The organism is Catellatospora methionotrophica (assembly GCF_011297335.1).
Classification (GTDB): domain Bacteria; phylum Actinomycetota; class Actinomycetes; order Mycobacteriales; family Micromonosporaceae; genus Catellatospora; species Catellatospora methionotrophica.
On the sequence record NZ_JAAOTJ010000028.1, the window covers coordinates 38,031 to 63,703 of the forward strand.

Sequence of the window (25,673 nt, forward strand, 5' to 3'; positions counted from 1 at the left end):
CTGACAGGGCTACCGCGGCGGGCGCATTCCGGGGCGACCCGGGCGTGGCCGGAGACCGCTATGACCCGCATTCGATGTCGGCGCTCCACAGCGAGCGGTAAGGTCTGCCTCGACATGGCAGATGCACCTCTCACTCCGGACCGGATCCTCGAAGCGGCGGAGGAGGCCCTCCGCCGCTTCGGACCGGCGAAGGCCAACGTCGTCGATGTCGCACGTGCGCTCAACGTCAGCCACGGCACTGTCTACCGCCATTTCCCCAGCAAGGCGGCGCTGCGCAACGCGGTCGCCGAGCGCTGGCTGGCCCGGCTGTCCGAGCCGCTGGCCGAGATCGCCGCCGAGCGCGGCCCGGCCCAGCCCCGGTTGCGCCGCTGGCTGGACGCCCTGTGCGACGCCAAGCAGAGCCGGGCCCGCGAGGAGCCCGAGCTGTTCACGACGTACTACCACCTGGCCCTGGAGGCCGACGAGGTGGTCCGCGCGCACATCAACGCGCTGGCGGCCCAGCTCGGCGAGATCATCGCCGACGGGGTCGGCCGGGGCGACTTCACGGTCGCCGACCCGTTCCGGGCGGGCCGCGCCGTCTTCGACGCGACCAGCCGTTTCCACCATCCCGCGCACATCGCCGAGTGGAACGACCCGGACCGGAAGGCCGCCTACGACGGCGTGTGGCAGCTGATCCTCAGCGGCCTCGGCGTACCGCAGGCATGATCAGGCCTTGGCCGGACCGCGCAGCTCCCACACGCGGGTGTGCTTGACCGTGACGCTCTCCAGCGCGAACGGCGTCGGCACGTCGTAGGCGGCCACCTCGCGGAACAGCGGCTTGGGCAGGAACGCCCGGTCCGGGTCGCCGACCAGCACCTGCGCGCCGTTCTTGGCGGCCCGGCGCAGGAAACCGGTCATCCGGTCGGCCATCGCCTGGCTGTAGAAGACGTCCCCGGCCAGCACGATCTCGGCGTCGCCGGCGTCACCGCCCAGGATGTCGGCCTGGTCGACGTCCACCGCGACACCGTTGGCCGTCGCGTTCAGCCCGATCGCCGCCGCCGACAGCGGGTCGATGTCGACCGCGCGCACCGAGGCCGCCCCGGTCAGCCCGGCGGCGACCGCGACCAGCCCGGAACCCGACGCCAGATCCAGCACCCGCTTGCCGGCGGCAGTCTCGGGGTGATCGAACAGGTAGCGGGCCAGCGCCTGGCCACCGGCCCAGGCGAAGGCCCAGAACGGCGGCGGCTGCTCGCTGCGGTACTCGCCCTCGGTCAGCTCCCACAGGCCGATCGGCTCCTCGGCCTGGTGCAGCTTGAGCTCCGGCAGGAAGGCCACCGGGGCGAGCGCGGCGTACGAGCGGACGAAGTCAGCAGCGGTGTCGGTCACCGACAAAGTGTGCCGCCTGCCCGCCCGCGCCCCGCACGGCGGGCCGGGTGAGCCTGCCCACCTTCCTTATGCCGCCGTGAACGCCTCTCTCTCCTCGATCCGGATCGGGATCTGCGTGCCGTACCGTTTCGGCAGCTCGATGCGCGCATCGGCGGCGTCTGCCGGGGTCACGTATACCGTGACGCCGTCGCCTCGGTTGCTCCCGCTCACCCCGGTGAGGTCGACGCCCTGCGCCTTCCAGTGATCGTCGTCGGCGAGGATCCGCCTGGCGAAGGCGTCCAGCGTGACGTGGTTGAACCGGGCCTCGGCCAGAAAGAGGCAGACGTCACCGGCCGTCGCGATGATGAAGGCGTCGTACCCCGCGTCGGGCACCCGGAAGACCGCGCCCTCACCCCGGTCCTCGGCGACCTCGGCTCCGGCGTGGAAGGCCCTGAACCGGCCTTCTCCCGCCTCCTGGATCGACTGCAGGACCCGCTGCAACTGCTCGCCTCCGGAGTAGAGGTCCATCCCCTGGTACGTGCTGTGGGTGGGGATGGGCCTGTCCGGCCGACAACCCTTGGTCGGGATACCGACGACGTCTGAGTGCCGTGAGCGGAACGTCGCGAGAGGTGCGGGGGTGCCGCTGGGGGTGGCCGTGCCGTTCTGCGCGCCATGCGCCGAGGTGCCGGGTTCCGTGCAGGCGGTGAGCGTGAGAGCCAGCAGGAGTGCCGCGGTCATGCGCCGGTGCCGGCGAGGGATCATCATGTGAGGAAGACGCACCGCACAGCCGTGCCGGTTGCGTCTTGCGTGTTGCGCCGTTTAGCAGGGTATGACCCGATTCGCGATCAGTATGGCCGCGGTGCTGCTGACGGCCTTCGCCCTGCTGTCGGCGACGGATACCGACAGCCGACCGTGGCCCGGGAAGCCAGATCCGGCCGCCCAGGCCGTGCCTGGTCCCACCGTTGCGGGGGAGCCGGTGGTGTCGGCCGCCGCGCAGACCGCCGCGCCTGCCGCGCCGTTCGAGGACGCCCCCTCGCTGACCATGCCCGGCGCGCCCGTCAGGGCCGGGCGGCCGATCGCGATCCACACCGCCGACCTGCCGGCCAACGAGGCCTCGGGTCTGGTGGCCAGCCGCCGCCACCCCGGTGTCTTCTACTGGCTGCGCGACGGCGGCGGAGCCACCACGCAGCGCCCGAGGGCCGCGCTGTACACCATCCGGCTCGGCGACGACGCCCAGGCCTATCCCGTACGCCGGGGGGAGAACTTCCCGTTCGCGCAGGTCTTCGAGGCGCCGAACACCGACTGGGAGGACGTCGTCATGGACGACGACGACAACCTGTGGATCGGTGACATCGGGGCCAACGACTGCGTCAGCAAGCAGTACCTCTACCGGACCCTGGAGCCCGAACCGGACACCGACGACCCGTTCATCGTCACCGCGCGGTATCCGCTGGCCTTCCCCGACCCGGCACCGGGCTGCAAGACCCGCAACGCCGAGGCGATGCTCTGGCTGGACGGCGAGCTCTACATCTTCGCCAAGACGGCCAACTCCCCGGTGTACCGGGTGGTGCTGCCCGCCGAGCGCAACAAGCCGGTCGCGCTGCTGCCGGTGACCGAGTTCGACTACGGCGTCGACAAGATCTCGGTCAGCGCGGTCTCCGACGACCGCACCCGCCTCACGCTGGCCGGCCACGCCAGGTACTGGGTGTTCGCGGCCGACCCGAAGCTGAAGGGCGACGCTTTCCTGCGCAAGGCGATGAGCGGCAAGCCCGTGCACACGGCCAGGTTCGACTCGGCGGCGGGCAACGCCTCCGTGGAGGGCGGCAGCTACGTGCCGGGCACCCACGACCTGCTGTTCGTCGCCGAGAACAAGGAGATCTTCCTGGTCCGCGACGAGCCCGCGAAGCCGGACAAGCGCTGACCGGCCCGTGCCGCGCCAGAGCGGCACGGGCCGGGGCCTGTCAGCAGCCGCCGCAGTTGTAGAACAGGATGTCCCAGTGGTTGCCCTCGTCGGTGTAGAGGTTGCCGGCGCCGGAGCGGTACTGGTAACCCCACCCGGCGATGTAGCCGAGGTAGGTGAAGTGCCCGGTGATGTAGTTGCTGATGCACGCGTACTTGCTGATGTCGAGCTTGTAGCCGTTCCAGTGGCTGTAGGTGCCGCCGGCGTGGCCGGTCTCGGTGCCCGCGGTGATGTTGATCGAGCAGCCGCTGGCGCTCTTGAGCGTCTTGATGCCGTTGATGGTCACCTGGCGCACGTCGGTGAACGAGGTGCACCTTGCGTTGTTGCGGTCGTTGCAGTTGCCGCTCGACGACCAGCCGACGCCGGCCGCGTTGAGCTGCGAGGCCGCCTGCGAGTGGGTGAGGAACGTGGCGGCGTGCGCGGGACTGGCGAAGGCCAGCACGGACGCGACGACACCGGCCAGGACCACGGTGAGGGCGCGGGGTACGAAGCGGGACATGGGGGATGCTCCTCGGGGTGTGGAGTTATTTTCCATCCGCTGCGCAGCGATGGAAGGTTTTTACCACACATAGAAGAGTGACGCTAGACGGCGAAGTGTCACGCGACGTGCCGTCGTCCGTGGACCGGCCATTCACCTAGCAGCCTAGGACGACCTAGCGGGAGTGTCCGTCGCCGCAGCGGACACGCGGCGACGGTGGAGTGGGGCGGATGGTGCAGGTCAGGCGGCAGGGGCCGGGGGCCACAGTCCGCGGGCCAGCGCGTACGCGTACGCGGCCAGGGCGAACGCGTCGCCGAGCTCGCCGTCACGGATGAGCTGGGTGAACTCCTCGGCCGTGACCGCCCGGAACTCGTCGATGCCCTCCTCGGCCGCCCCGGCCGGATGCTCCTGCGGCACGCCCGCCAGCCGCGCGAGGTACAGCTCGTCCCCGCCGACCCCGGCACCCGTGTCGGTGTCCAGGACACCGAGGTAGACCACCTCGGCGGCGGCGACGCCGACCTCCTCCTCGACCTCGCGGGCAGCCGTGGCCGCCCCGTCCGCGCCGGGCTCGGCGAAGCCGCGGGGGATCTCCCAGTGCCAGCGCCGCGTCGCGTGGCGGAAATGCCGGACCAGCAGGATGCGCCCGTCGGGCAGCACCGGCAGGACCGCCGCGCCGATGCCGTCGTGTGGCGACATCGCGCGGATGTACACCCCCAGCGCGCCGTCGGGGAAGCGCACCGCGTCGCGGACCAGCATCGTGTACCGGTCGGCGTACACCACGCCGATGTCGCCGTTCTGCTCCGGCAGGCCCGCGGCGGCCAGTTTCAACGCGGACTCGTCGGCCACCTGCTCCTGCAGGTCGGGATCGAGCACGATCTCGTACGCCGCGCCGGGCGGATTGGCGAACAGGTGCGGCCGCTGCTCGCGCAGACGGTCGTACGCGGCGAGCCGAGCCGAGCGCCGGGTCTGCCGATCGGTCATGAGTCACGCCAATCTGCGAGGTGCGGGCACCGATGGGGCGATCGAGGGTGAGCGTAGCGGACCGGTGCACCCGATCCGGTAAGCCGCTGGCATCCATCGTGATTGGACTGAAAGTATCGGGGTCCGACTGTCACGCCCCCGGAGAGTCTCCCCTATGACCCGCATCATCAGCCCGGCGGATCTGCGCGCGCAGGGCGCCAGCGTGGTGTTCCCGCAGTCCATCGACAACCAGTTCATGACCGCGGACCTCTTCGCCAGGATCCGTCAACGCGGGCTGACCCTCAAGGGCCTGCTCAACAACGCGATCTCCGACCATCCCGACCCGATCTCGACCCAGCTGTTCAACGAGTCGAAGACCGAGTACATCCGCAGCCTGCTGTACTCGCGCCGGATCGTGGTCAACCGGGCGTCCTTCTGGAACAACCCCGTGCTGGTGTCCTCGCTGCTGAGCGGCACCGACGACCACGACGCGCTGGTCAGCCTCATCGCCGGCAAGACGATCATGCCGTACCTGTTCAACGAGAGCGACTTCTCCCAGCGGCCCTCGTTCCACGTGCTCGACGCGGGCGAGAAGGCGGTGCTGCGCCTGGTCGGCGACGCCTCGCTGACCGAGGTCGAATGCGTGCGCCTCGGCGGTGCGGACGGGGCCGAGAACGAGCGCGAGAACGACCGGCTCGCCGTGCGCTTCCGCCAGCAGTTGCAGCTGCCGCTGGAGATGGGCCCGCAGCGGCTCGACCTCGTGGTCACCGCGCTGCTGGGCGACCGCTCGGCGAGCCCCCGCGAGCGCGCCAAGCTGGCCGACGAGCTCAGGGGCGTCGCGAAGTGGGTGCGCCGCACCAAACCCAACCGCAACGAGCTTTACCGCAAGTACATCACCCGCAACGACCCGGTGGCCTCCCGCTACCACGGCGACCGGTTCACGTTCGAGCTGAAGAAGTGGTTCGACGTGGTCTACAACAGCAACCTGCCGTCGCTGATCGAGGCCCGCACCTTCACCCCGAACGGCATGCCGACGCCGCTGGACGCCCAGCTCGACTGGGGCCGGGTCGCGCCCCGGATCGACGCCGCCGGCGCCGACTTCGCCGACGCGGGCGCCGAGGTCCTGGACCGGGCCCGCAACTACGCCAAGCTCAAGGCGTGGGACGCGCTGGAGCGCCAGCTCGCCGTCACGCTGCCCGCGCCGGAGGACCTCACCCACGCCGACGTCATGGTGATCAGGAGCTGGGGCACCTGGGAACAGATGATGGAGGCGATGGAGGACCACATCGACCAGTCCCTGGACCTGGCCCGGATGCGGGAGTTCTGGCGGGCGTACAACGAGTTCCTCAAGGAGCTGTCGCTGTGGTGGCTGGCCCGGGGCCGGGCCAGGCGGGAGGCGTACGCGGCGGGGGTGGCCCGGATCTGGCGCTGGGGGAGCTGGTTCATGGGGCTGGTGAACCTCGGTGACGAGGTGTTCCCGGTGCTGCCGTCGATGGACGAGATGCCGCCGCTCGGCGACGCGGAGGGCATGGTCGAGGTCGCGGTGGAGACCGGCATGTTCCTGTACCAGAAGGCCGGCGTGGAGTGGCGGCGCAGCCAGGCCATGCGCGGCATCGAGAAGGTGCAGAAGGTCAGCCGGGCCGAGCTGGTGCGGATGTACGAGTCGATCCGGGCGCTGCAGCCGTCGCTGGAGTCGCAGCCGCTGCCGGGTGGCGGCGCCGACACGGCCACGGAGGAGACCGCCTGAGCGAGGCGGGCGCGGATCAGGCGGTCCGTGCCCGCATCGCCCGGTCCAGGCCGCGCATCCGGTCGGTGACCAGGTCGACCACGACGCGGCTGGCGGGCGACAGCTCGCCCTCGCGGTGCACCACGGCGAACGTCTCGTACATCGCGGGGCGCAGCGGGGCCCAGCCGAGCCCGGCGGGCAGCCGGTCGCCGAGCCCGTGCAGCACGCCGCGCCAGGTGACCGTGTCGGCCAGGCCGCGGGCCGCGATGTCCAGGGCCGTCTCGGTGTCCTCGACCTCGATGCGGGGACGCAGCGGGTGGCCGGTGCGCTGCACCGCCTGGGCGAGCTGGCGGCGGGTGGTGTCGGTCTCCCGCCAGCTCGCGTCGGGCAGCACGAGCTGGGCTGACGCGAGATCGCTGGGCGTGATCCGGGCGTGCAGCCGGGCCGGGTCGGCGCTGACGTACACCAGTTCGTCGCGCAGCACCGGGGTGACGACCATGTTCTCGTCCTCGACCGGCAGCGCGATCACCGCCGCCTCCAGGCGGCCCTTGCGCAGGTGCTCCAGCACCTCGGCGGAGTTCTGCCCGACCAGCTCGACGCGCACCCCGGGGTGGCGCTGCAGCACGTCGGCGACCAGGTCGGCGGCGAGGTAGAAGCGCGCGGTGCGGAACACCCCGAAGCGCACCGTGCCGGTCAGTAGTTCCCGCACCGACGCGACGGCCCGCCCGGCCTCGGCGACGGCGGCCAGCGCGGCGGACGCGTGCGGTTGCAGGGCGCGGGCGGCCTCGGTCGGCACCAGGCCCCGGCCGACCCGCCGGAACAGGGTGGTGTCGAGCTGCTGCTCCAGCAGCCGGACCTGTTCGGAGATCGACGGCTGGGCGTAGCCGAGCGCGGTAGCGGCGGCGGTGAACGAACCGTGTTCCAGGGTGGCCAGGAAGCAGCGGAGCTGGTGCAGGGAGAGCACGCGGACGGCTCCGTTCGATCTATAGGAGATTCCTGTGGGCAGCGCTGGAAACAAAGGCTACCTCGATGACTGCCGGCGACCTACCGTTCTGTTCCATGACCGCCACCGTCTCCGCGCCCGCCCTCGTGAGCGCGCCGATCACCCGCTCCGCCCGGCGCGGCACCGTGCTGGTGCTCGTCTCCGCGACGGGCTTCGGCATGTCGGCCGTGTTCGCCAAGCAGGCGTACGCGGCCGGTTTCAACGTGCCGACGATGCTGACCGGGCGGTTCGTGCTCGCGGCGGCGCTGCTGTGGGCCGTGGTCGCCTGGCGGCGCGCGCCGCTGCCCCGGGGCCGGGCCCTGGCCGTCTGCGTCGGGCTCGGCGCGGTCGGCTACGCGCTGCAGTCCGGCTTCTACTTCGGGTCGCTGGCCCGCATCGACGCCTCGCTCACGGCGCTGCTGCTGTACGCGTACCCGGGGCTGGTCACGGTGCTGGCGATCGCGCTGCGCCGGGAGCGTCCCGACCGCCGCCGGCTGGCCGCGCTGGCCTGCTCGGCCGCCGGGCTGCTGCTGATGCTCGGCGCGGGCGGGGTCGGCGGGTCGGCCGCCACCGGGGGAGTGCTGCTGGCACTTGGGGCCGCGGTCGCGTACGCCCTCTATCTGACCGTCTCGGCCGGGCTGCCCGCCGAGCTCGACATCTTCGCGGTGACCGCGGTGGTGTGCAGTTCGGCCGCGGCCAGCCTGGCCGTGGCGGGGCTGGCCACCGGCAGCCTGCACGCCCCGCACGAGGCGTCCGGCTGGGTGTGGACCGCGCTGCTGGCCGTCGTGTCGACCGTGGTGCCGATCGCGGGCATCTTCGTCGGCGTACGCGACGTCGGCGCGTCGACCGCGGCGATCCTGTCCTGCGCCGAACCCGCCGTGACGGTCGCCACCACCGCCCTGGTCTACGGCGAGCGCCTCAGCCCGGCTCAGGCCGCCGGCGGTCTGGCGGTGCTGGCCTCGGTCGCCGTGCTCCAGTTGCGCCGCCGGGCGAAGGCCGTGCCGGTCGCCGCGCCCGCCCCGGAGGTATCCTGCGACGTCCCCTCCCCGGCCGCCGGAGATGAACGTGAGACGCCTCGCACCCCTCGCCGTCGCGGCGGCACTGCTCGCTGGGGGCTGCGCCCCCGCCGCCCCGGCGGCGTGGGTTCCCGCCCCGTCGGCGCCGGCCGTCCCGTCCGTGTCGACCGCCCCGTCACCCGTGGTGGCGCTCACCCCGGCGCAGAGACTGACCGCGGTCCTCGTCACCGACGAGGCGCTGGCGGCTGAGCTCACCACGTCGGGCACGGATCTGGAGCGTGCCTACGACGGCGAGCGCGCGCCGGGTTTCCCGGCCGGCACCGTCACCGCCTGCGGGACGCGGGCGGTCTCGTCCACCAAGGACGCCAAGCAGGTGCGGGCGCACGTACGGGCCTGGGTGGTCAACGGGGTGGTGCTCACCCAGGAGGTGCACGTGCTGCCCCGGCAGCGGGCCGAGGACGTGGTGGCCAAGGCGGCGAGCACCCTGAAAGGCTGTGCGAGCTACGCCGACCACGGCGACGGTTACCGCCGCACCGCGAGCAACAAGATCAAGCTGCCGGAGCCGGTGCGGGGGGCCGCGGCGTGCTTCACCGTGGCCGGATCGGTCAACTGCCACGCCTACCTGGGGCGCGCGGGGGTGGTGACCACGGTGTCGAGCATGGGCCCGGACCAGAAGACCGCCGAATGGTGGCTGGACCGGATCATGACGGCCGCCGAGCACCGCCTGGAGAAGCTGCCGGCCTGAGCCACTGCTGCCCGGTCTCCGCGACCCGACGCGCGACAGCCCCGTTCACCTGCTGGTGAACGGGGCTGTCGTGTCAGGAGGGCGATCTTCCTGTCAGACCAGGAAGTTCTCGAAGGCCCAGGGCTCGGAGTCGTCGCCGGTCTTCGGGCGGAAGTTGGCGAACGGCTCGTAGTAGGAGCTGCGCGGGGTCCAGTCGGTGTGCACCGAGGGGACCGGGCCCAGGTACGGGTTGGCGACGTCGAGGACGGCCTCGGGGTCGAGGTCGTCGGGGACGCACAGGCCCCGGTTCGGGTTGTTGACCATCCAGTAGACCGCGCCCAGCACCGACGCCGCGACCTGCAGGGTGGTGGCGTTCTGGTGCGGGACCAGGGCGCGCGACTCGTCGATGCCGAGTTGCGAGCCGACCCACCAGCCGTTGAGCTCGTGGCCGAGCAGCAGCACGCCCAGCTCGTCGATGCCGCTGATGATCTCGTCGTTCATGATGCGCTGGTTCGTCTGCAGCGTGTACCCGGTCATCTGGCACTCGTGCAGGCTGTTCAGCGCGGCGTCGGACGGCTGGTACGCGTAGTGCACGGTGGGGCGGTAGACCGCCTTGCCGTCCTCCCACACGGTCAGGTGGTCGCTGATGGTGAACGCCTCGCCGTGGCGCACGACCATGCCGATGATGGGGCCGCCGAGCGGCACCCAGGAGCGGACCTTGGTGGTGATGCCGGTCTGGGCGAGGCAGATCTGGTTCTGCGGACCCGTTTCGTGGGTGTACGCGTTGGCGGGCAGCGTGGGCTCGTGGGTGCCCCAGCCCATCTCGGCGGGCGCGATGCCCTCCTCGTAGAAGCCCTCCACGGACCAGGTGTTGACGAACTCGCCGACCTGCTTGGGCTTGTCGCTGACCTGGGTGTCGCGCTCGGAGATGTGGATCACCTTGGTGCCGGTGAGCATGCCCAGGGCCGCGAAGTCGCGGTTGGCCAGGGCCTCTTCGAGCTTGACCTTGCGGTCGGCGTCCAGCGGCTTGGGCAGGCGCTCGGGCTCCTTGAGCATCGCGGTGGCGATGTCCAGCAGCGCGATCTTGGCCCAGTGGCTGACCAGGCCGGGGTTGGCGCCGTGCTCGACGATGGCGGTCGGGCCGTCGGCCTTCCATCCCTTGGCCCGCTCGCGCAGCTTCATGTGCCGGGCGTACAGCGTGCGCGACTGCGGGGTCGCGTTGAGCTGGTCGGCGTAGGGGTCCCACTCCTCGACCGAGGTGTCGACGTAGAGGGTACCGTGGCGCTGGCACCAGTCGATGATCACGCCGGTGTCGATGTTCCAGGCCAGGTTGATCAGGACGTCGCCGTCGCCGACGTACTCGGCGAGCTTGGTCTCGATGTTCTCCGGGGTGATGCGGTCGCGCACGTAGGTCGCGCCGGCGGCGGTGATCTCCGCGGCGGTGTGGGCGAGGTCCTCGAAGTCCATCACGGTCAGGCGCGTGAAGTCCATGTCGACGTGGCGCAGCAGCAGGGGCTGCAGGCACTGCGACACCGAGCCGCTGCCGAGCAGGAGGATGCGGCCGCTGAAGGCCAGCTTGGGGATCGTCGTCACGCGCTGTCTCCGATACAAAACGTTGCTAAAGGTGCAAAACCGTTGAATCCAACGGAAGAATACGTGGTCGTGTAGGCGCCGGTGCCGAGGATGTCGACGTAGTCGCCGGGCTCCAGGTCCAGCGGCAGCCGGTAGGGCGCCTTCTCGTACAGGATGTCCACGCTGTCGCAGGTCGGCCCGGCGAGCACGACCGGACCGGTCGGCTCCCCGTCGCGCGCGGTGACCAGGCGGTACTGGATCGCCTCGCCCTCGGTCTCGGCCAGCCCGCCGAAGCGCCCGATGTCCAGGTAGACCCATCGGTGATCGTCTTCGTAGGACTTCTGCGACACGAGCACCACCTGTGCCCGCAGCACTCCCGTGTCGGCCGCGATGAAGCGGCCCGGCTCGATCGCCAGCGTCGGCCGGTACGGGCCGAAGTGCCGCTCGACCGCCGAGTTGATGGCATCGGCGTACGCGTCGATCGGCTCCACCGGATCCTGGTAGCCGGCGGGGAACCCGCCGCCGCAGTTCAGCAGCGTCAGGTGGACGCCGTGCTCGGCCACCTCGCGGAAGACCTGCGCGGCCTGCGCGATGCTGGGATCCCAGCGGGTGGGGTCGAGCTGCTGCGAGCCGACGTGGAACGACACCCCGACCGGTCGCAGGCCGAGATCTCGGGCCTGGACCAGCAGCGAGACCGCCATGTCCGGGGCGCACCCGAACTTGCGGCTCAGCGGCCACTGCGCACCCGCGCTGCCGGCCAGCAGGCGGCAGAACACCGCGGAGCCGGGGGCGTGTTCGGCGAGTTTGCGCAGCTCCGCCTCGCTGTCGAAGACGAACATGCGTACGCCGCGATCGTAGGCGTAGCGGATGTCCGCGGCCTTCTTGATCGTGTTGCCGTACGACAGCCGGCCCGGATCGGCGCCTTCGGAGAGGCAGAGGTCGATCTCGGCGGGGCTCGCCACGTCGAACGAGGAACCGAGCTGGGCGAGTTGCCTGATCAGCTGCGGCTGGGGGTTGGCCTTCACCGCGTAGAAGACGGTCGTCTCGCGGAAGGCACCGGTCAGGCGGCGGAACTGCTGCGCCGCGACCTTCAGATCAATGACCAGGTAGGGAGTCTCGCGCTGGTCGGATTCGAGGAAGTCCTGGATCTCGCGGTTTCCTGCCGCGATCATGGTGACCAGGGTCTTGCCGTTGGTCATCGCCATCGTCTCGCTAATCCTCCAGTGAAAATGGTGAATGCGGCCCGTTTGGTTGCCGACGGTGGAGTCTAGGGCCAAATGGTGAACGTGCCGACTTCGGGATGCCGCGACGCACTGTGGCGATACTCATACTCCGAGTGGGTGACGCCCGGCCGTGGACGTGATCGGAGCCCCACCCGCGCCGCCGAGCAGCACAGGTGGGGCTCCGATGATCGACGCAGGTCAGGAAACCGTGATCTTGACGTCGTCGACGCCCGCCTCGACCAGGCTCGCCGTGGACGCGTCGGCGGCCGTGATCAGGATCCGCACCGACTGGCCCGCGTACGCCGAGATGTTCCAGGTGCCCACCGCCCACGAGCCGTTGCGGTTGCTGGCCGCGCCCGCCTGGGTGAACAGCACCGCCGTGCCCGTGTTGTGCACGATGGAGACCCGGAAGTAGTCGGCGCTGGACGCGTTCGACCCGTGCGCCAGGTACCAGTTCAGGCTCAGGTTGATCGTCCCGCTGGACGGCAGGGTCACCGCGGGCGAGCGCACGCTGGTCACGCCGCCGTCGAGGTCGTAGTCACCCGCGGCCGTGCCCGCCAGCCGCCCGGTGGACAGGTCGTTGCTGCCGGACACGGTGGTGCCCAGCTGCTTGGCGCCGCTGGAGTTGGTGTCGGCCGGGTCGCCGCGCTCCCAGGCGCCGGTGGTGGCGGTGTCGGTCGCGCTCGCGTTGGTGGTCCAGCCGGTCGCCGTCTCGAACGTGTCGGTCCACACCGTGGTCGCGGGGGTGCCGGTGGCCAGGCTCCACAGCGCGTACGCCGCGGCGTCGCCGGCCCGGTTCAGGACCGTGTCGTTGATGTTGGCCGGGTACGTGTCGCACGACGAGTGGTAGCAGGGGTCGTAGTCGCCGGTGTTGCCGCCCCACTTGGTGACCTGCGCCGAGGTCTTGTTCGCGCTCGCGCCCGCGGCCACGCCCGAGGTCTGGATGCCGACCGCGTTGAACGACGCGTCGTCGGAGCGCCCGGCGCCCTCGACGTTCTCCTCCGGGTTCAGGCCCGGGAAGTTCGTGTCGTAGTACGCCTTCAGAACCTGGCCGATGCTCGACGTGATCCGGTTGATGAAGTAGCCGCCGTTGGTCGAGCCGACCATGTCGAAGTTGAAGTAACCCTTGATCTTGGTGCGCTCGGCCGAGGGCAGGCTGTTGGCGTAGAACTCCGAGCCGTTGAGGCCCTGCTCCTCGTCGGTCCAGAAGCCGAACCGGACGTGGTTGAGCATCGACGGGTTCGTCGCGGCGAGCGTCAGCGCGATCTCCAGCACGGTCGACGAGCCCGACGCGTTGTCGTTGATGCCCGGACCGGCGGCGACGCCGTCCAGGTGCGCGCCGAACATGTAGACCGTATTGGCGTCGCCGCCCGGCCAGTCCGCGATCACGTTCGGGCCCGCCCCGCTGGTGCAGCCGGAGGTGCAGTTCTGCTTGACCACGGAGAAGCCCGCCGCGACCAGCTTGTTGTAGACGTAGTTCACCGACGCCGTGTAGCCCGCGGTGTTGGACCTGCGGTTGCCGCCGTTGCTGCTGGCGATCGTCTGGAACTGCTGCAGGTGCGCCTTCACGTTGGTCAGCGAGATGTCCGGCGCGGCCAGGGCCAGCGCCGCGGCTTTCGCGGCGACGGGCGCCGGGGCGGCGGTGGCGGCCGCGGGCGCGGCCAGCGCGGTGCCCACCAGCGCGAGGGCGAGCAGGGCACGTTTTGCTGCGTAGGGTCGCAAGGCCTGACTCCTCAGGAGATCACGGGGTGTGCCGGGGGTTACCGGCAGGCGCAGACTAGCCATCGAAATGATTAATGCGAATAGATGGAAGTAGTGGTTGACCGTTCCGTGACCGAGAACCTGTTCGGCACGGTCGGCCTCGCGAGGGCCTACCTCGGGTCGCCCGGGCGCGGCACGGCGGCGATGGAGCAGCACATCGTGTACCAACGCGAAGTCCTCGCCCGCGACACGGTCTACGTGCACTCTGACCTGCTAAAAGCTCGCGAGAAGGCTGCTCTCCGCGCGCCCTCGCGTGCTGCGACGCGCGTGGCGCGTTTTCAATAGACGCTGGCCTATCTGGTTGAAAAAAAGTAGATCAAATTCATCGAGATAGGCCAGCGTCTATGAAAAAGCGGGGCTCTGGCGGTCGAGCGGGACGAAGCGGGCGCGGCGGCGGGGGCGCGCGGGCGGGGTGGGTCGGGGGTTTGGGGTGGGGTCAGGGGTGGGCGGCGGTGATGACGTCGGCGATGAGGCGGAGGGAGGCGACGCCGTCGGCGGCGGTGAACGGGACGTCCTCGCCAGCGCGGGAGCGGATCGCGCGTTCGCACAGGTCGGCCCACTGGGGGAGGATCTCGGCGGTGTGCTGGGCGCCGCCGGTCTTCGTGGTCACCTCGCCGGTGGCCAGCGTGTAATGCAGGCGGCCCGGCCCGGTCACCGCCCACAGCACCGGCTCGGCGGGTATCGCCATGTCCGGTGGCAGCGCCGCGAACTGCGGCATCGCGGTGACGGCGAAGTTCGCCCAGTAGCCCGACAGGTTGTCCAGCAGCCACCGGCGCAGCACGTCGGAGTCCAGGGCCACCTCGGGGCGCTCACCGAGGATAGGCAGGCCGTGGCGGGCCAGTTCGAGCCAGGTCACCGGGTTGAGCTGCCCGCCCGCCTTCGCGGGGGAGAAGTCGCCCGCGAGGATCTGCGGCGCGGTGTCGCCCTCGACGGGCGGCGCGGCCAGCTGGGCGCGGGTCAGGTAGATGCCGTCGTAGACCGGCCCGCCCTCCGGCAGCGCCAGGTGCGCGTTCGCCAGCCGACCACGTTCCTCGGCCGTCGGCGCGCGGTCCATGACCGCGACGAAGTCGATGTCGCTGCGCCCCGGCCAGTAGTCGCCCAGCGGCACCGACCCGGTGATGAACAGCCCTGTCACCAGCCCCCGCACCCGCTCGTCGAGCGCCCGCACATGCTCCGCCGCCACCCACAGTTCCTCGAACACCCGGCGATTATGCCCACCCGCAGCCTGCCCCGCCGACCGTCGCGGCCGCGGTTTCGGGGAAAGTGCGGCCACGGCCTCGCCCATCGCCGCGGTTTCCCCGAAACCGCGGCGCATTCCGGCGAGGTGGGGTGCGGGAGGGGGTGACGGGACGGCGGGAGCCGCCTACGCTGTCGCGAATGGCAGACGACGAGCGTCGATCGGTGCGCCGGTTCTCCCGGCTGCTCAGCCCGGCTGGGCTGGTGCTGGCGGGCCTGCTGTTCCTGGCCCCGTTCCTGACCGTGTCCTGTGAGGCGCCGGGCGGCTACGGCCGGGCCGCGCCGGGTGGCACGACCACCTACACCGGCTGGGATCTGGCCACCGGCGGGACGCCCGACGTCACCGCGGACAAGCTGCTGCCACCCGAGCAGCGGCGCAGCGACGTGCTGGCCCCGCAGCCGCTGGCGGGCGTGGTGCTGGTGCTGCTCGTGATCGGGGTGCTGATCGCGGCGGGCGTGGGACGGGCGCGTACCCGGCGCGGGGTGGTCGCCGCGCTGGCGGCGATGGCGGCGCTGTTCCTGCTGGTCAACCAGGCCACCGTGCGGGTGCTGGTGGAGGAGCGGCTGCGCGAGCAGCTCACCGGTCCGCTGCCCGCGGGCAAGGACGTCGGCGACTTCGTACACGATCAGGGTGGTTTCGGGTTCGCGCTGCTGGCGCTGGTGCTGGTGGCGCTGGGCAACCTGGCGGGGTGGGTGCGGCTGGTCCGCGGCCCGGCCGCCGCGCCCGCTCCGGCCGACGGCGGTCCGGCCGCGACACGGGCGCTTCCCGAGGGCTGACGCTCCTTCAGCCGGTGGGGCAGGATGTGAAGATGGCCGCCACCCACGAGGTCTTCAACCAGGTGCCGCCGCTGGCCGGGCACGACGTCGCCGCCGACCCGCCGCTGCTGGACGCGGTCGTGCGCGAGGGCGCGGCCTGGCACCTGGACGACCTGCACCGGCTGGGCCGCCTCGGGGGCACCGAGCAGGCCCAGCGCTGGGGCGACGAGGCCAACCGGCACACCCCGGTGCTGCGCACCCACGATCGGTACGGCAACCGCGTCGACGAGGTCGACTTCCACCCGTCGTGGCACGAGCTGATGCGGGTCGCGGTCACCGAAGGGCTGGCCGGCGGCCCGTGGGTCGACCCGCGGCCGGGCGCGCACGTGGCCCGCGCCGCCGGGCTGCTCGTGTGGAGCACCGTCGAGCAGGGCCACACCTGCCCGATCTCGATGACGTACGCCGCGGTGCCCGCGCTGCGCGCCCAGCCCGAGCTGGCGGCACGGTTCGAGCCACTGCTGACCAGCCGGGTGTACGACCCGGGCCTGCGCGTCCCCGAAACCAAGGACGGACTGCTCGCGGGCATGGGCATGACCGAGAAACAGGGCGGCTCGGACGTACGGGCCAACACCACCACGGCCACGCCCGCCGCCGACGGCAACTGGCTGCTGCGCGGGCACAAGTGGTTCACCAGCGCGCCGATGAACGACCTGTTCCTCGTGCTGGCCCAGGCCCCCGGCGGGCTGTCCTGCTTCCTGGTGCCCCGGGTGCTGCCCGACGGGACCCGCAACACGTTCCGCATCCAGCGGCTCAAGGACAAGCTCGGCAACCGCAGCAACGCCAGCAGCGAACCGGAGTTCGACGACACCGTGGCGTGGCTGGTCGGCGAGCAGGGCCGGGGCGTGGCCGTCATCATCGAGATGGTGTCGCTGACCAGGCTGGACTCCGGCCTCGGCTCGGCCGCCGGGATGCGCGCCGCGCTCACGCAGGCCGTGCACCACGCCCGGCACCGGCACGCGTTCGGCGGGCCGCTGCTGGACAAGCCGCTGATGCGCAACGTGCTGGCCGACCTGGCCGTCGAGTCGGAGGCCGCGACGACGCTGGTCATGCGGGTCGCGGGCGCGGTCGACCGGGCCGCCCGCGGCGACGACGGCGAGCAGGACTTCGCCCGGCTGGCCACGGCGCTGGCCAAGTACTGGGTGTGCAAGCGGCAGCCCGCGATGGTCGCCGAGGCACTGGAGTGCCTGGGCGGCAACGGCTACACCGAGGACTCCGGCATGCCGCGCCTGTATCGCGAAGCGCCGCTCAACGGAATCTGGGAGGGCTCCGGCAACGTCAACGCCCTCGACGTGCTGCGCGCGCTGACCCGCGAACCGCGCAGCCTCGCCGCGTACGAGCGGGAGGTGGTGGCGGGCCTGGGCGGCGACGCCCGGCTCGACCAGGCCTGGCAGGAGTTGCGCGAGGAGCTGGCCGACACCGCCGACGCGCAGCTGCGGGCCCGGCGCATCGTCGAGCGGATGGCGCTGGTGCTGCAGGGCTCGCTGCTGGTCCGGCACGCCCCGGCCGCGGTCGCCGACGCGTTCTGCGCCTCGCGGCTGGCCGGTGACCGGGGTCTGGCCTTCGGCACCCTGCCGCCCGGCCTGGACCTGGCCGCGATCCTGGACCGGGTGCCCCCGGCCTGAGCGCGGTCAGCCAGTGGTGCTGATCGTGGTGGCGCTGAACAGGCCGAACCAGCCGAACATCAGGGCGCCCATGGCGCACCAGATCACGAAGAAGGCGACGAACAGGCCGGTCAGCACCCAGCCGACGATGACCCCGGCGTTGGCCAGCTCGATGCCGCGCTCGCCGGAGGCCGCGATCTGCTGCTTGGCCTTCGTGCCGAAGTAGATGCCCAGCGGCGGCAGGACGAACAGACCCAGCGCCAGCGACAGGATCGCGTAGACGTTGTACGGCGGCTGCGGCGGGTAGGGGCCGTACGGGTAGGGCGGCGGGAGCGGGCTCCCGGACGGCTGCTTGTCGGTCATGGTGGCCTCCTCGGACGTATGCGGTGCAGGGTAGGCCACGCACACCACCGGCCGCCGCGGGTGAGGCGACGGCCGGTGGTGTCACCCGGTTACGGCAGGGACTGCCAGTCGTGCTGGTAGCCCTGGTAGAGCCAGGTGCGGGTGGAGCCGGCGCGGCGGGCCACCCAGGCGACGCCGCTGCGGCCGCTGGTGACCAGGACCGTGGTGCCCCCGGCCGGCGACGGGACGGCGCTGTACTCACCGGCCGCGCCGACCTGGGACTGGCTGCCGAACGGGTCGGCGACCAGGGCCGACATGGTCTTGATGTAGCTGATCTGCGGATCCGCCTCGTAGCGCGGCCGGGTCTGCTGGGTCCACATGATGCGGGTGGAGTCGGCGGTGAACGCCGGGATGGTGGCGAAACCGTCCTCGGTCGCGCCGCCGCCGCCGAACGCGGCCACCCACACCTCGTTCCCGGTGGTGAGGTCGATCATGCCGAGGCAGTCGTCGAAGACCGCGAAGCACTCACCGTTCGGGTAGGCGATGTACCGGCCGTCGGGCGACCACGCGACCGCCAGTGAGTTGCGGGCCGCGTGCCAGGTGGTCGGTGCGGCCGCCGCGGCGGCGCGCTGGGTCTTCTTCGGCAGCCGGTCGGCGATCCGCTGCGCCTGCGGGCTCAGTCGGGTGTCCACCCGCACCGGCTGCGCCGCGGTCAGTCCCCTGGCCGATGGCGCGACCGGACCGAAGTCGACGATGTAGACGCTCGGCGCGAAACTCCCCTGCGCGTACGCCAGGCGGTTGCCGTCAGGCGACCACGCGGCCGCGCCGACTACGGCGCCCGACGTGATCTGCTGCGTGGCGTGGAAGGCGTGGTCGGAGGTGGAGTAGGAGCCCACCCACAGGTTGCCGTCCTTGAGGACGGCCAGGTCCGCGGAGTGCGAGCGCCAGCGTGGCCACTCGTAGCCGCCGCCGGTGGTCGCCTGCCAGACGGTCCCGCCCGGCTCGGCGACGAACAGGTTGCCGCCGCGGATGAAGGCCACGTCGCCCGGTGTGCCCGGGACCACGGCCGCGGCCGGTGCGGCCGGCATCAGCACCGCCGCGCCCGCCAGGCAGAGCGCCACCGCCAACTTGCGCATTCTTCCCATAGCTTCCCCTTACTATCGGAACGGAACGTGAACCGATCGTAGAGAAGAAGTCGCGTTCGGACTGTCCCGATACGATCTGTGTTCTATTCCGGACAGAGTGTCGACATGGGCCTGGTCGCAGTTCCGCCGTGGGATGATCACCTGATGAGTCGCCCGCCGCAGATCTTCGCCGCATCCGGACTGCTGCGCCTGCCGCAGGGCGTCACCCCGCGCAGGCGCAGCCTGCTGATGGAGCACGCGGTATCGCTGACCGGCGTGCGCCGGGCCAGGATCTGCTACGTGCCGACGGCCGTCGGCGACGACCCCGCCGCGATCGCCGCGTTCGGCCAGGCGTTCGGCGACACCGAGCACACCGTCACCCACCTGCGGCTGTTCCCGCAGCCCAACCATGCCGACGTACGGGCGCACCTGCTGGCCCAGGACCTGATCTGGGTCGGCGGGGGCAGCGTGGTCAACCTGCTGGCGGTGTGGCGGGCGCACCGGCTCGACGCGGTCATGCGCGAGGCGTGGGAGGCGGGCGTCGTGCTCGGGGGCGGGAGCGCGGGCAGCATCTGCTGGCATGTGGGCGGCAGCACCGACTCGTTCTCCGACGACCTCGACCCGGTCACCGACGCGCTGGCGTTCCTGCCGTACAGCAACGGCGTGCACCACGACTTCCCGGACCAGCCCCGCCGCGAACGGTTCCACGAGTATGTCGGCAGTGGCCTGCTTCCTGCGGGCTACGCGACCGACGACGGCACCGGCCTGCACTACGTCGGCACGGCCCTGGCCGAGGCCGTCACCAGCGTCGAGGGCGCGGACGCTTACCTGGTCGAGGCCGACGGCGCGGGTGTGGTGAGCGAGCGCCCGCTGGGGGCGCGGCTGCTGGCCTGACCCTGGTGCGGTGCGGAGCGCGTGCCGCGTACCCCCGGGTGTTGAAAGGAATTTCAGACCGCGTGCCGAGCAGGGCATGCGGGTCAGGCGCATGCCATAGATATGTGCGGCTCTTTACATGCCCGAAATCTGTTGCTAGCTTTCAGAAACTTTCAATCGCCTTGCGCAAGAACGGTGTCCGCATCCACCGAGGATGAACCGGCCTCCGTCGATGCCGCACGGCCCCGTGTGAGGAGCTGTCGTGAGCGCACATCGTCGTGCTCGCGCCCGGTGGGGAGCAATGGCGCTCGCCCTGACCGGTCTCGTCGCGAGTCTGGTACCCGTGCTGACGCTGCCCGCGTCGGCCGCCAACACCGTCACCGTGTTCTACCGGCCGAACGCGGCCTGGACCAGCGTCAACATCCATTACGCGCCGACGGGCGGGTCGTGGACGGCGGTGCCGGGCGTGGCCATGGACGCCGCCTGCACCGGCTGGCGCAAGAAGACCATCGACCTGGGTACGGCGACCGGCCTGCAGGTGGTGTTCAACAACGGCTCCGGGACCTGGGACAACAACGGCGGGGCCAACTACGCCCTGGGTACGGGCAACGTCACCGTGTCCGGCGGGGTCAAGGGCACCGGTGACCCGTGCGCCACCGCCTCGCCGTCGCCGACCCCGTCGTCGGCCGGCGGCAACGTGACCGTGTTCTACCGGCCGAACACGGCCTGGACCACGGTCAACATCCATTACGCGCCGACGGGCGGGTCGTGGACGGCGGTGCCGGGCGTGGCCATGGACGCCGCCTGCACCGGCTGGCGCAAGAAGACCATCAGCCTGGGTACGGCGACCGGCCTGCAGGTGGTGTTCAACAACGGCTCCGGGACCTGGGACAACAACGGCGGGGCCAACTACGCCCTGGGTACGGGCAACGTCACCGTCTCCGGTGGGGTCAAGGGCACCGGTGACCCGTGCGCCACCGCCTCGCCGTCGCCGACCACCTCGCCACCCGCGTCGCCGTCACCGACGCCGTCCACCTCGCCGAGCACGCCGCCGCCCACCACGACCGGCACCATGCTCGGCGGCGACCCGCGCAAGGACGCCATCTACTTCGTGATGACGGCCCGCTTCTTCGACGGCGACACCGCCAACAACCGCGGCGGCAGCCAGCACACCAAGTCCGGCAACGCGGCCAACGGCGACCCGATGTTCCGCGGCGACTTCTCCGGGCTGATCCAGAAGCTCGACTACATCAAAGGCCTGGGCTTCTCCGCCGTATGGATCACACCGGTCGTGCTCAACCGGTCCGACTACGACTACCACGGCTACCACGGCTACGACTTCTTCCGCATCGACGCGCGGCTGGAGTCGCCGGGCGGCAGCTACCAGAACCTCATCGACACCGCGCACGCCAAGGGCCTGAAGATCTACCAGGACGTCGTCTACAATCACAGCTCCCGCTGGGGCGCCAAGGGCCTGTTCACCCCCGCCGTGTACGGGGTGCGCGACAGCCAGTGGAGCTGGTACTACGACGTGCCGAACCCGTCGTTCACCTACGACGGACTGTCGGTGGAGCCGGGCTCGGGCAAGAGCTACTACACCGGTGACCTGTGGTCGACACCGCAGCCAGCGGGCAGCACCTGCCGCAACTGGGGGGCGTTCAGCGGGTTCTACAGCGCCGAGGGCTACAAGGTCTACCACTGCCAGTGGCCCAGCCCGACCAGCGGCATGTTCCCGAGCAACCTCTACCACCAGTGCTGGATCGGCAACTGGGAGGGCGAGGACGCGCGCAGCTGCTGGCTGCACGAGGACCTGGCCGACTTCAACACCGAGAACCCGGCCGTGCAGCAGTACCTGATCGACGCGTACAACCGGTTCATCGACATGGGGGTCGACGGGTTCCGCATCGACACCGCCGTGCACATCCCGCGCGTCACCTGGAACCGCCGTTTCCTGCCCGCGCTGGAGACCAAGCTGATCAGCAAGTACGGCGCGGCCAAGGCCAAGGAGTTCTACGTCTTCGGTGAGGTCGCCGCGTTCGTCAACGACAAGTGGAACCGGGGCTCGGTCAACCACTCCGCCCAGTTCTTCACCTGGAAGGAACGGGCCACCTACAGCGCCGACGACGCGACCGCGGCGATCGAGCAGTTCGACTACGAGAACAACCTCGGCACCGGCAACCAGCCGACCAGCACCAACGCGTTCCTGCAGGGCAACGTCTACCACGCGCCCGACCACACGAAGTTCTCCGGCATGAACATCATCGACATGCGCATGCACATGAACTTCGGGGACGCGCCCAACGCCTTCAACAACGGCAGGGACAGCGACGACAGCGTCAACGACGCCACCTACAACGTGGTGTACGTCGACTCGCACGACTACGGCCCGAACAAGTCGAGCACCCGCTACGCCGGGGGCACCGACGCCTGGGCCGAGAACATGTCGCTGATGTGGACCTTCCGCGGCGTGCCGACTCTCTACTACGGCTCGGAGATCGAGTTCCAGGCCGGCAAGCAGATCGACTGCGGGCCCACCTGTCCGCTGGCGGGCACCGGGCGGGCCTACTACGGCGCGAACGTCGAGGGCAGCGTCACCGCCCCCGACTTCGGGGTGGTCTCCTCCGCCTCCGGTGCGGTCGCCACCACCCTGAACAAGCCGCTGGTCAAGCACCTGCAGCGGCTCAACCAGATCCGCCGCGCCGTGCCCGCGCTGCAGATGGGCCAGTACTCCACCGAAGGCGTCACCGGCCAGATGGCCTACAAGCGCCGCTACACCAGCGGCGCGGTGGACAGCTTCGCGCTGGTCACGGTCTCCGGCAGCGCCACCTTCACCGGCATCCCCAACGGCGTCTACACCGACGCCGTCACCGGGGCCTCCGTCACCGTCACCACCGGCACCCTGACCGCCACCGCCTCCGGCAAGGGCAACCTGCGCGTGTACGTGCTCGCCCTGCCCGGCAACCCCGCCCCCGGCAAGATCGGCACCGACACCTCCTGGCTCCACTCCTGACAAACGAAGGAAGGGCACCTTCCCATCGCCGCGCGTTGTGGAAGGTGCCCTTCCTTCGTTCTCGGGGCTGCGGCCTGCGGCCGCGCCGGTGCGCACGGACGTTCGGCACGCCGCGGGGCGCAAACTGTACGGTCGGATTGCCGACCGCGACAGCACCCCCTTGACCAGCCCGAACAGCACCGGGTGCGGACCGTACCCGGACGACTGCGGGCAAGACACTAGCTCATAGTGGCGCGGGCGTCGCACAATGCTGATCATGCGTTGGTTCGGTCCCCGGTGCCCCGTCAGTCCCGAGGAGGACGCCTGGATGGCGTCGTCCCTGACGTGGCTCGTGGGCGAGTTCGGCCGCGGGCCGCTGGAACTGCCGCCGGTGCGCCCGATGGACCTGGTGCCCGCCGGATACACCGGGGGCGTACAGGACGCGCGCACCCTGCTCGACGCGATCTGCCTGCGCATGGCCGTCGACCCGGTGCGGGTGGAACTGGAACTGCACTCACGGCAGGTCCCCGACGGGCACCTGCGCCTGCGCGACGGCCACCCGGTGATCGCGGTGGCGTTCGGCCACGCCGCCGACCCGGTGCCCCTGGTCGCCACGATCGCCCACGAACTCGGACACGTGCTGCTCGTCGGCGACGGGCGGATCAAACCCGACCAGGCCGACACCGAGCGCCTGGCCGACCTGGTCACCGTCTACTTCGGGCTGGGCCTGTTCGGATCGCGGGTGGCGGTGCGGTGCTCGCGCAGCCGAGCGGGCATGACCCTTCCGCTGTACGCCTACGCGCTGGCCAACTACGCCTGGCTACGCGGCGAGAGTGCGCCCGGCTGGCTCGGCGACCTGCGGTTCGGCTCACGCGCGCAGGTGCGCCGGGGCCTGCGGCACCTGGCCTACCGCGCGACGGACCCGGCGTCGTCCCACTCGCTGTAGGGCGCGCCGTCGAGCAACCGCGCCAGCGCCGCCCCGGTGTAGCCGACCAGCGGCGTGGGCAGCTTGCGCAGCGAGAACCAGTGCAGGTCCGCGCACTTGTCCGGCTCGGCGTTGACCGGGCTGCCCGACCACTGCCGCACCTGGAAGAACAGCTGCAGCCGAGACGCCTCCCCGCGGCAGTGCACCGTGTGGACCAGCTCGACCTGCGCGGGGTCGAGGGACAGGCCCAGCTCCTCGGCCGTCTCGCGCACCAGCGCGTCCAGCGGCGACTCACCCGCCTCCAGATGACCCGCGGGCAGGTGCCAGCACCCGTCGGACCAGCCCGTGTTGATGCGCAGACCCAGCAGCACGTCATCGTCGCGCCGGAGGATCAGGTGTACCGCGACGATCGCCCGTTCCCTGTGCTTCACCTGCGCATTCTCGAACGCCTGTACGATCGCCGTCAAGCGCCACGCCGTGCGGGTCCCCCGAGCCCGGCACTAGGATGCCGCCATGACCACCCCCGTCACCACATCGGCCGACCAGAGCGTCAAGCCGCTGCGGCTGCTGTTCACGCTCGCGCTGCTCGGCTACGTCGCGCTCCACCTCGGCTTCCAGTTCCTGAACTGGGTCCTGCCGGCGGAGAACACCACGCTGATCTCCCGCTCGCAGTCGGCCGGCTTCCTGGACCTGTTCGTCATGTCGTTCCCGCTGCTGGCCGTCCTGATCGCCACGCACGTGAGTCCGCAGCTGGCCGGATCGAAGATCTTCGCGCTGGTCGCGTTGATCGAGTACGGCGTCGCGATCCTGTTCGGCGGCGTCACCTTCCTGATCGGACTCGGCGGCCTGGGCTGGGTCGACACCTTCCCCGAGACCATCGACGCGCTCGGGCACGTGGTGCTCACCATCGGCCGGATCGGCCTGGTCGCCCTGGCCGGATACGCCGTGCTGCGGGTGTTCCTGGCCCTGGGCGGCCGCGTCACCCTGCCGACCGGCCTCAACCCGCCCGCCTGAGTCCAGAGGAGTCCCATCATGGACAGCCGGATCCTGCTGCTGGCCACCAAGGACACCATCGCGTACCGGCGGCGTGCCGGGCGCGAGTCCGTCGCGTCGGGCGCGGAACTGCTCGCCGCGGCGGGCCCGGTCGGCGCGGACGTCACCGTCGTGGACGTGACCTCCGAGCCGGGCTGGGACATCTCGCCGACGACCATGCTGGCCCTGGGCCGCCGGGTGCGCCAGGCTGCGGAGCAGTACGACGGCGTGGTGCTCACCCACGGGTTCGACACCGTCGAGGAGACCGCGTACCTGGTGGACCTGATGGCGGGCCCGGCCGCCGAGCGGGCCGCGATCGTGCTCACCGGCGCTGCCCGCGCCCTGGACGACGACGGCACCGACGGCCCAGCCAACCTGGCCGCCGCACTGGCCGCCGCGGCCGACCCGGCGGCACGGGGCCTGGGCGCGCTCGTCTGCGCGAACGGCGAACTGCACGCCGCCCGCTGGGCCACCTGGGCCGACGCGTCCGGTCCGGTGTTCAGCTCGGCGCCGTACGGGCCCGTCGGCCGGGTCGTGGACGGGCGGGTGCAGCGGCTGGCCGCCCCACCGCCGCGCCCGCCGTACGGCAGCGGCGAGCCCGAGTGGGACGTCGCCCTGTTCAAGACCCATCCCGGCATGGACCCCGGCCTGCTCGGCGGCCTGGCCGACCGCGGCGTGCAGGGCGTCGTGCTGGAAGGCACCGGTCACGGCAACGTCCCGGCCGACCTGTTCACCGCGATCAGCGACCTGATCGACGACGACATCCCCGTCGTGATCGCCTCCCGCAGCCACAGCTCGCCCGGTCCACGCGACCTGCCCCGCGACATGGCGATGGCCGTACGCCTCGGCGCGATCCCCGCCCGCGGCCTGCGCGCCGAAAAAGCCCGCCTGGCCCTCATGTCCGCCCTCGGCGACGCCCCCGGCGTAACCGCCGCCCAAACCTGGTTCACCCACCTCTAACCCACCCCACCCCACCCCACCCTCCCCGC

The 25,673-nt window shown here is 71.2% G+C and carries 25 protein-coding genes; 13 read left to right on the forward strand and 12 right to left on the reverse strand.

The window, feature by feature from the left end; translation table 11 throughout:
- The first annotated feature begins 114 nt into the window (after positions 1 to 114).
- On the forward strand, positions 115 to 705 hold the full coding sequence (locus HAV40_RS34595) for a TetR/AcrR family transcriptional regulator (protein WP_166388510.1): 591 nt from the start codon (positions 115 to 117) through the stop codon (positions 703 to 705).
- Here HAV40_RS34595 and HAV40_RS34600 read toward each other — a convergent pair whose 3' ends face one another.
- Positions 706 to 1,365 (reverse strand): class I SAM-dependent methyltransferase, encoded by a 660-nt coding sequence (locus HAV40_RS34600; RefSeq protein WP_166388511.1) that lies wholly within the window; start codon positions 1,363 to 1,365, stop codon positions 706 to 708. It abuts the gene before it with no gap.
- A 66-nt stretch (positions 1,366 to 1,431) separates the two neighbouring features.
- Positions 1,432 to 2,082 (reverse strand): hypothetical protein, encoded by a 651-nt coding sequence (locus HAV40_RS34605; protein WP_166388512.1) that lies wholly within the window; start codon positions 2,080 to 2,082, stop codon positions 1,432 to 1,434.
- A gap of 91 nt (positions 2,083 to 2,173) precedes the next feature.
- Here HAV40_RS34605 and HAV40_RS34610 point away from each other — a divergent pair, with 91 nt between their 5' ends.
- A complete protein-coding gene (locus tag HAV40_RS34610) occupies positions 2,174 to 3,265 on the forward strand; it encodes a hypothetical protein (protein WP_166388513.1) in 1,092 nt (363 codons plus the stop codon).
- A gap of 40 nt (positions 3,266 to 3,305) precedes the next feature.
- Here the strand turns inward: HAV40_RS34610 and HAV40_RS34615 are convergent, their stop codons facing one another.
- Together HAV40_RS34615 and HAV40_RS34620 are read right to left on the reverse strand one after the other, a co-directional pair.
- Positions 3,306 to 3,803, reverse strand: coding sequence for a hypothetical protein (locus HAV40_RS34615; RefSeq protein WP_166388514.1), 498 nt, complete (start codon positions 3,801 to 3,803; stop codon positions 3,306 to 3,308).
- 219 nt (positions 3,804 to 4,022) lie between these two features.
- A complete protein-coding gene (locus tag HAV40_RS34620; RefSeq protein WP_166388515.1) occupies positions 4,023 to 4,763 on the reverse strand; it encodes an NUDIX hydrolase in 741 nt (246 codons plus the stop codon).
- A gap of 154 nt (positions 4,764 to 4,917) precedes the next feature.
- On the opposite strand from HAV40_RS34620, the gene HAV40_RS34625 reads away from it, so the two are divergent.
- A complete protein-coding gene (locus tag HAV40_RS34625; protein WP_166388516.1) occupies positions 4,918 to 6,489 on the forward strand; it encodes a hypothetical protein in 1,572 nt (523 codons plus the stop codon).
- 16 nt (positions 6,490 to 6,505) lie between these two features.
- Here the strand turns inward: HAV40_RS34625 and HAV40_RS34630 are convergent, their stop codons facing one another.
- Positions 6,506 to 7,432 (reverse strand): LysR family transcriptional regulator, encoded by a 927-nt coding sequence (locus HAV40_RS34630; RefSeq protein WP_166388517.1) that lies wholly within the window; start codon positions 7,430 to 7,432, stop codon positions 6,506 to 6,508.
- A gap of 95 nt (positions 7,433 to 7,527) precedes the next feature.
- Between HAV40_RS34630 and HAV40_RS34635 the strand changes: the two genes are divergently transcribed.
- On the forward strand, positions 7,528 to 8,715 hold the full coding sequence (locus HAV40_RS34635) for a DMT family transporter (protein ID WP_166388518.1): 1,188 nt from the start codon (positions 7,528 to 7,530) through the stop codon (positions 8,713 to 8,715).
- Positions 8,651 to 9,211 carry a hypothetical protein gene (locus HAV40_RS34640; RefSeq protein ID WP_166388519.1) on the forward strand — a complete coding sequence of 187 codons (561 nt, stop codon included), beginning with the start codon at positions 8,651 to 8,653 and terminating at the stop codon, positions 9,209 to 9,211. Before HAV40_RS34635 ends, HAV40_RS34640 begins: the two co-directional genes overlap by 65 nt.
- 93 nt (positions 9,212 to 9,304) lie before the next feature.
- On the opposite strand, the gene HAV40_RS34645 is transcribed toward HAV40_RS34640, so the two are convergent.
- The 3 genes from HAV40_RS34645 to HAV40_RS34655 all read right to left on the reverse strand — a co-directional run bounded on the left by HAV40_RS34645 (position 9,305) and on the right by HAV40_RS34655 (position 13,770).
- The gene (locus tag HAV40_RS34645; protein ID WP_166388520.1) at positions 9,305 to 10,783 is read right to left on the reverse strand and encodes a saccharopine dehydrogenase NADP-binding domain-containing protein; all 1,479 of its coding nucleotides are present in this window, start codon (positions 10,781 to 10,783) and stop codon (positions 9,305 to 9,307) included.
- Positions 10,780 to 11,967, reverse strand: a complete 1,188-nt coding sequence (locus tag HAV40_RS34650) for a type III PLP-dependent enzyme (protein WP_166388521.1) — start codon at positions 11,965 to 11,967, stop codon at positions 10,780 to 10,782. The genes HAV40_RS34645 and HAV40_RS34650 overlap by 4 nt, the downstream gene beginning before the upstream one ends.
- Before the next feature lie 216 nt (positions 11,968 to 12,183).
- A complete protein-coding gene (locus tag HAV40_RS34655) occupies positions 12,184 to 13,770 on the reverse strand; it encodes a M28 family peptidase (protein ID WP_166388522.1) in 1,587 nt (528 codons plus the stop codon).
- Positions 13,771 to 13,815: 45 nt separating this feature from the next.
- On the opposite strand from HAV40_RS34655, the gene HAV40_RS34660 reads away from it, so the two are divergent.
- Positions 13,816 to 14,031: a hotdog family protein gene (locus tag HAV40_RS34660; RefSeq protein ID WP_166388523.1), complete on the forward strand. Its 216-nt coding sequence runs from the start codon at positions 13,816 to 13,818 to the stop codon at positions 14,029 to 14,031.
- A 151-nt stretch (positions 14,032 to 14,182) separates the two neighbouring features.
- Here the strand turns inward: HAV40_RS34660 and HAV40_RS34665 are convergent, their stop codons facing one another.
- On the reverse strand, positions 14,183 to 14,947 hold the full coding sequence (locus HAV40_RS34665) for a nucleotidyltransferase domain-containing protein (RefSeq protein ID WP_166388524.1): 765 nt from the start codon (positions 14,945 to 14,947) through the stop codon (positions 14,183 to 14,185).
- A 176-nt stretch (positions 14,948 to 15,123) separates the two neighbouring features.
- On the opposite strand from HAV40_RS34665, the gene HAV40_RS34670 reads away from it, so the two are divergent.
- Positions 15,124 to 15,759: a hypothetical protein gene (locus HAV40_RS34670; protein WP_166388525.1), complete on the forward strand. Its 636-nt coding sequence runs from the start codon at positions 15,124 to 15,126 to the stop codon at positions 15,757 to 15,759.
- A gap of 32 nt (positions 15,760 to 15,791) precedes the next feature.
- Positions 15,792 to 17,420 carry an acyl-CoA dehydrogenase family protein gene (locus HAV40_RS34675; protein WP_166388526.1) on the forward strand — a complete coding sequence of 543 codons (1,629 nt, stop codon included), beginning with the start codon at positions 15,792 to 15,794 and terminating at the stop codon, positions 17,418 to 17,420.
- 6 nt (positions 17,421 to 17,426) lie between these two features.
- On the opposite strand, the gene HAV40_RS34680 is transcribed toward HAV40_RS34675, so the two are convergent.
- Positions 17,427 to 17,762 carry a DUF4190 domain-containing protein gene (locus HAV40_RS34680; protein WP_166388527.1) on the reverse strand — a complete coding sequence of 112 codons (336 nt, stop codon included), beginning with the start codon at positions 17,760 to 17,762 and terminating at the stop codon, positions 17,427 to 17,429.
- 89 nt (positions 17,763 to 17,851) lie between these two features.
- Positions 17,852 to 18,877: a TolB-like translocation protein gene (locus tag HAV40_RS34685; RefSeq protein ID WP_166388528.1), complete on the reverse strand. Its 1,026-nt coding sequence runs from the start codon at positions 18,875 to 18,877 to the stop codon at positions 17,852 to 17,854.
- A 150-nt stretch (positions 18,878 to 19,027) separates the two neighbouring features.
- Between HAV40_RS34685 and HAV40_RS34690 the strand changes: the two genes are divergently transcribed.
- From HAV40_RS34690 to HAV40_RS34700, 3 genes are all read left to right on the forward strand, one after another.
- Positions 19,028 to 19,759 (forward strand): Type 1 glutamine amidotransferase-like domain-containing protein, encoded by a 732-nt coding sequence (locus tag HAV40_RS34690; RefSeq protein ID WP_409364999.1) that lies wholly within the window; start codon positions 19,028 to 19,030, stop codon positions 19,757 to 19,759.
- Between the two features lie 241 nt (positions 19,760 to 20,000).
- The gene (locus HAV40_RS34695; RefSeq protein ID WP_240935374.1) at positions 20,001 to 22,748 is read left to right on the forward strand and encodes a carbohydrate binding domain-containing protein; all 2,748 of its coding nucleotides are present in this window, start codon (positions 20,001 to 20,003) and stop codon (positions 22,746 to 22,748) included.
- 256 nt (positions 22,749 to 23,004) lie between these two features.
- Complete coding sequence (locus HAV40_RS34700; protein ID WP_166388530.1) at positions 23,005 to 23,673, forward strand: hypothetical protein; 669 nt, start codon at positions 23,005 to 23,007, stop codon at positions 23,671 to 23,673.
- On the opposite strand, the gene HAV40_RS34705 is transcribed toward HAV40_RS34700, so the two are convergent.
- Positions 23,634 to 24,083, reverse strand: coding sequence for an NUDIX hydrolase (locus tag HAV40_RS34705; protein ID WP_166388531.1), 450 nt, complete (start codon positions 24,081 to 24,083; stop codon positions 23,634 to 23,636). The two genes, HAV40_RS34700 and HAV40_RS34705, sit on opposite strands and share 40 nt — an antisense overlap.
- A gap of 82 nt (positions 24,084 to 24,165) precedes the next feature.
- On the opposite strand from HAV40_RS34705, the gene HAV40_RS34710 reads away from it, so the two are divergent.
- Together HAV40_RS34710 and HAV40_RS34715 are read left to right on the forward strand one after the other, a co-directional pair.
- The gene (locus HAV40_RS34710) at positions 24,166 to 24,666 is read left to right on the forward strand and encodes a hypothetical protein (RefSeq protein ID WP_166388532.1); all 501 of its coding nucleotides are present in this window, start codon (positions 24,166 to 24,168) and stop codon (positions 24,664 to 24,666) included.
- A gap of 18 nt (positions 24,667 to 24,684) precedes the next feature.
- On the forward strand, positions 24,685 to 25,644 hold the full coding sequence (locus HAV40_RS34715; RefSeq protein ID WP_166388533.1) for an asparaginase domain-containing protein: 960 nt from the start codon (positions 24,685 to 24,687) through the stop codon (positions 25,642 to 25,644).
- Positions 25,645 to 25,673 lie beyond the last annotated feature (29 nt).

Bases quoted from the DNA above. Each gene is read 5' to 3' on its own strand.
- HAV40_RS34710 (WP_166388532.1), top strand. From the start codon at position 24,166: ATGACCACCCCCGTCACCACATCGGCCGACCAGAGCGTCAAGCCGCTG.
- HAV40_RS34680 (WP_166388527.1), bottom strand. From the start codon at position 17,762: ATGACCGACAAGCAGCCGTCCGGGAGCCCGCTCCCGCCGCCCTACCCG.
- HAV40_RS34610 (WP_166388513.1), top strand. From the start codon at position 2,174: ATGACCCGATTCGCGATCAGTATGGCCGCGGTGCTGCTGACGGCCTTC.
- HAV40_RS34670 (WP_166388525.1), top strand. From the start codon at position 15,124: ATGGCAGACGACGAGCGTCGATCGGTGCGCCGGTTCTCCCGGCTGCTC.
- HAV40_RS34620 (WP_166388515.1), bottom strand. From the start codon at position 4,763: ATGACCGATCGGCAGACCCGGCGCTCGGCTCGGCTCGCCGCGTACGAC.
- HAV40_RS34685 (WP_166388528.1), bottom strand. From the start codon at position 18,877: ATGCGCAAGTTGGCGGTGGCGCTCTGCCTGGCGGGCGCGGCGGTGCTG.
- HAV40_RS34595 (WP_166388510.1), top strand. From the start codon at position 115: ATGGCAGATGCACCTCTCACTCCGGACCGGATCCTCGAAGCGGCGGAG.
- HAV40_RS34715 (WP_166388533.1), top strand. From the start codon at position 24,685: ATGGACAGCCGGATCCTGCTGCTGGCCACCAAGGACACCATCGCGTAC.
- HAV40_RS34650 (WP_166388521.1), bottom strand. From the start codon at position 11,967: ATGGCGATGACCAACGGCAAGACCCTGGTCACCATGATCGCGGCAGGA.
- HAV40_RS34635 (WP_166388518.1), top strand. From the start codon at position 7,528: ATGACCGCCACCGTCTCCGCGCCCGCCCTCGTGAGCGCGCCGATCACC.
- HAV40_RS34625 (WP_166388516.1), top strand. From the start codon at position 4,918: ATGACCCGCATCATCAGCCCGGCGGATCTGCGCGCGCAGGGCGCCAGC.
- HAV40_RS34675 (WP_166388526.1), top strand. From the start codon at position 15,792: ATGGCCGCCACCCACGAGGTCTTCAACCAGGTGCCGCCGCTGGCCGGG.
- HAV40_RS34605 (WP_166388512.1), bottom strand. From the start codon at position 2,082: ATGACCGCGGCACTCCTGCTGGCTCTCACGCTCACCGCCTGCACGGAA.
- HAV40_RS34615 (WP_166388514.1), bottom strand. From the start codon at position 3,803: ATGTCCCGCTTCGTACCCCGCGCCCTCACCGTGGTCCTGGCCGGTGTC.
- HAV40_RS34700 (WP_166388530.1), top strand. From the start codon at position 23,005: ATGCGTTGGTTCGGTCCCCGGTGCCCCGTCAGTCCCGAGGAGGACGCC.
- HAV40_RS34655 (WP_166388522.1), bottom strand. From the start codon at position 13,770: ATGGCTAGTCTGCGCCTGCCGGTAACCCCCGGCACACCCCGTGATCTC.